Annotated in this window: 3 protein-coding genes; 1 reads left to right on the forward strand and 2 read right to left on the reverse strand. The window is 70.2% G+C overall.

Translation table 11 applies throughout. The features are described 5' to 3' along the window. Window positions 1-1892: RelA/SpoT family protein (locus ACTHNQ_RS14700; protein WP_440334533.1), on the forward strand; the 1892-nt coding region annotated here is incomplete at its 5' end. Here ACTHNQ_RS14700 and ACTHNQ_RS14705 read toward each other — a convergent pair. After that, a complete protein-coding gene (locus ACTHNQ_RS14705) occupies window positions 1862-2440 on the reverse strand; it encodes a type IV toxin-antitoxin system AbiEi family antitoxin (RefSeq protein WP_440334535.1) in 579 nt (192 codons plus the stop codon). The two genes, ACTHNQ_RS14700 and ACTHNQ_RS14705, sit on opposite strands and share 31 nt — an antisense overlap. Window positions 2441-2567: 127 nt before the next feature. Continuing rightward, window positions 2568-4133: a DUF349 domain-containing protein gene (locus tag ACTHNQ_RS14710; RefSeq protein ID WP_440334537.1), complete on the reverse strand. Its 1566-nt coding sequence runs from the start codon at window positions 4131-4133 to the stop codon at window positions 2568-2570. Window positions 4134-4188 lie beyond the last annotated feature (55 nt).

Here is a 4188-nt window from a genome sequence, read left to right on the forward strand (position 1 = left end):
CGATGCTCGTGGACGGCGTCACCAAGCTCGACAAGGTCAAGTACGGCGAGAGCGCGCAGGCCGAGACTGTCCGCAAGATGATCGTCGCGATGTCGCGCGACATCCGCGTGCTCCTCATCAAGCTCGCGGACCGGCTCCACAACGCCCGTACGTGGGGATTCGTGCCGCCCGAGAAGGCGCGCAAGAAGGCCACCGAGACGCTCGAGATCTACGCTCCGCTCGCGCACCGGCTCGGCATCCAGGCGATCAAGTCCGAGCTCGAAGACCTGTCGTTCGCCGTGCTGCAGCCGAAGCTGTACGCCGAGATCGACAGTCTCGTCAAGCAGCGCACGCCCCAGCGCGAGCAGTACGTGCAGAACGTGATCGACGCCGTCGACAGCGATCTGCGCGAGCTGCGCATCCGCGGCCGTGTGATGGGCCGTCCCAAGCAGCTGTACTCGGTGTACCAGAAGATGGTCGTGCGCGGGCGCGAGTTCGACGACATCTACGACCTGATCGGCATCCGCATCCTCGTCGGCAGCGTTCGGGACTGCTACGCGGTGCTCGGCGCCATCCACGCGCGGTGGACGCCGCTCCCGGGCCGGTTCAAGGACTACATCGCCACCCCGAAGTTCAACCTCTACCAGTCCCTGCACACGACCGTGATCGGCCCCGGCGGCCGCACGGTCGAGATCCAGATCCGCACGCACGAGATGCACCAGCAGGCGGAGTACGGTGTCGCGGCGCACTGGAAGTACAAGGAGCGGATGAACGGCGGCAAGACGGACTCCAAGTCCGTCGACACCGACATGGCCTGGCTCGCGCACATCTCGGACTGGCAGGCCGAGACGGCTGACCCCGGCGAGTTCCTCGATTCGCTGCGTTTCGAGATCGGCGCCAAGGAGGTCTACGTCTTCACGCCGAAGGGCCGCGTGATCGGCCTGCCGGCCGGCGCGACCCCGGTCGACTTCGCCTACGCCGTGCACACCGAGGTGGGCCACCGCACGATGGGCGCGAAGGTGAACGGCCGCCTCGTGCCGCTCGAGTCCGAGCTCAAGAGCGGCGACGTGGTCGAGGTGTTCACCTCGAAGAACCCCGACGCGGGCCCTTCGCAGGACTGGCTGGGCTTCGTCAAGAGCACGCGCGCCCGCAACAAGATCCGCGGCTGGTTCACGAAGGAACGGCGCGAGGACGCGATCGAGCAGGGCAAGGAGTCGATCGCGCGCGCGATGCGGCGACAGAACCTGCCCCTGCAGCGCCTCATGAGCCAGGACTCGTTCTCCGAGGTCGCGCACCAGCTGCGCTACGAGGACGTCTCGGCCTTGTACGCCGCGGTCGGCGAGGGCCACGTCTCGACGCAGTCGGTGATCGAGAAGGTCACCGCGCTCGTGGCGGCGAACGACACCACCACAGGTCCGATCGATCTTCCGCCGGTCGGCCGCTCCCGGGCGCCGCGCGGTGGCGACTCCGGCATCCTCGTCCGCGGTGCCCCCGACATCCTGGTGAAGCTCGCCAAGTGCTGCACGCCCGTTCCCGGCGACCAGATCGTCGGCTTCGTGACGCGCGGCAGCGGCGTCTCGGTGCACCGGGCCGACTGCACCAACGTGAAGTCGCTCATGGAAGACCCCGAGCGGCTCATCGATGTCGAGTGGGCGCCGACGACGAAGAGCGTGTTCCTCGTGCAGATCCAGGTCGAGGCCCTCGACCGGTCGGGTCTGCTGAGCGATGTCACGCGGGTGCTCAGTGAGCACCACGTCAACATCCTCTCGGCGACGGTCTCGACGAGCAACGACCGGCTCGCGCTCAGTCGCTTCGTGTTCGAGATGGGCGACATCGTCCACCTCGACCGCGTCCTCAACGCCGTGCGACGCATCGACGCCGTCTACGACGTGTACCGCGTCACGTCCTCCTGACGCCGAACCCGCTGATCCGCGTCGATGGTGCGCAGCACGTCGAGGGCGGCGTGCTTGTGCGGCAGCGTCCCCTGCTCGAGACGGAGGATCGCCGGGCCGATCGCGGCCGGAAGCGCGTCGCCCAGCAGTGCCGCCGCTCGCACATGGTCGGCATCCGCCCTCCTCGCCAGGTCGATCAGCGTGCGCACCGGCGTCGTCACCAGCACCCCGCCGATCACCTCGAGATCCGAGGCGGGCACCGCCACATCGCGGTACACGACATGCCGGTCGGGCATGACATGCAGGCGGCGGGCGACACCGCGCTGCACAGTGTGGCGCGCCGGCGGCTGGGGGAGTCCGCCATGGATCCAGGCGGCGCTGAGATGCGTGGCGGCCAGCGTGTCGCCGAGCAGCCGCGTGAGCGCACCGGCGCGTAGCGCGGTCGTCTCGACGGCGTCGGCCGGGATGTAGGCGTCGCCGAGCTCGACGAGGTGCCCGTCCAGGCAGGCGGCGGTCAGTTCTGCGCGCGAGAGCCGGTCATCGGCGAAGTAGAGGAACGGCGAGCCCATGCGTGAAGTGTGCCGCACTCCGGTCGGCCGCCGGTTGCCGTGCGCGCTCGGCTGTGGACAACCGACCGAAAAGGCCTCCGGCGGCACGTGGTGCCGGCCGGAGGCCTGAGATCCGAGAGGATGCGGGTCAGCCGCCGAGCGCCTTGAGCCACGACTTGCGGGCTTCCAGCGCGTCCGATGCCTGAGCGATCGCCTTCTTGTCGCCGGACTTCTGGGCGGCTGCCAGTTCGTCCTCGAGCTTCTGGATCGCGTCGGTGAGCTGACGCGTCATGTCGTTGGCACGCGCCTTCTGCTCGGGGTCGTTGCGCTTCCAATCGGCGTCCTCGCGCCCGCGGAGGGCGTTCTCGATGCGACGCAGCTCGTCGTCGAGCGAGCGCTCGGCGTCGCGCGGGAAGATGCGACCGATCTCGTCCCACCGGCGCTGGATGCCCGTCAGGATCGACCGCGCCTTCGCGATGTCACGCTCGTCGCCGACGGCCTTGGCTTCGTCGAGCAGGGCGCGCTTGGCCTCGATCTTCTCCCGCGACGCTTCGGCGTCCGCGGCCTCGCGCTCGACGCGAGCGCCGTACAGCGCATCGCCGGCGGCCTTGAACCGTGCCCACAGCGCGTCGTCGACCTTCTTGCCGGCACGGCCGGCGGTCTTCCACTCGTCGAGCAGGTCGCGGTAGGCGGGGATGCCGTCCTCGCCCTTGGGGGCGAGAGCCTCCGCCTTCTCGACCAGACGCGTCTTGCGGTCGCGGACGCCCTTGTGCGCCTCGTCCAGCTCGGCGTAGAACGCCCGGCGGTGCTTGTCGACCGTGGCGCGCGCGTCGCGGAAACGCTTCCAGAGCTGCTGGGCGGTCGACTTCGGCAGGCGCGGGCCGTTCTGCTGCTGCGACTGCCACTGGTCGAACAGGCCGTTGATCTCGGCGGTCGCCTGCTTCCACTGCACGGTGCGCGGGTCGCGTGCGGCGAGGGCCTCGGCCTTCTCCACGAGCTCGGTGCGCGCCTTGACGGCGTCGTCCACGGCCTCGCGCGCGGCGACGGCCTCGGTCTCGGACTGTGCGGCGAGGGTCTCGGTCAGGGCGGCGACGCGTGCCACGAGGCTCGCGAGATCGCCGACGGCGGCGGCGCCGTCGAGCTTGCCGTTGATGGTCCGTGCGGTGGCCCGCAGATCCGAGGCGGACGCCCCGCCGCGGCGGTGGCGCACCTCGAGGAGCGTCACCTCGCTGGCGAGGTCGGCGTACTTGCGCTCGAAGTAGGCGAGCGCCTCTTCGGGAGAGCCGTCCGGGTACTGGCCGACGACGCGCCAGCCGCCGGCTTCGCGCACCGACACCGTGCCGTCCTCGTCGACGCGGCCCCACGGCTCGTCCGAGCCGCCCTCGGCCGTCGGCGCGGATGCCTCGACCACGATCTCGGTCACCTCGACGGCGACCACATCGCCCTCCGCGTCCTCGACGACCTCGACGATCTCGACCACGTCGACGCCGGCCTCCGCATCAGCGGCCTCGGTGTCGGCGGCCTCCGCATCAGCGGCCTCCGCATCGGCGGTCTCGGGAGCCTCAGCGGCGGCGGCATCCGCTTCGACGGTCTCGTCGGCGACGGCTTCGTCGGCGACCGGGATCTCGGCGGGCGTGGACGTCGTCTCGGGCTCGCCGTTCTCGGGGAGCTCGGGGGCGTCGGTCTCGGGCTGGGGGTCTGCTGCAGCAGTCACGGGATGCACCTCATCGCGGCTCGCGCCGTCTGTGGGAGTAGGACGGCTCACAGCC

It is taken from the genome of Microbacterium sp., assembly GCF_051953575.1.
In the GTDB taxonomy this organism is placed as follows: Bacteria; Actinomycetota; Actinomycetes; order Actinomycetales; family Microbacteriaceae; genus Microbacterium.

Coding starts and splice junctions, on each gene's coding strand:
- ACTHNQ_RS14705 (WP_440334535.1), bottom strand. CDS start 2,440: ATGGGCTCGCCGTTCCTCTACTTCGCCGATGACCGGCTCTCGCGCGCA.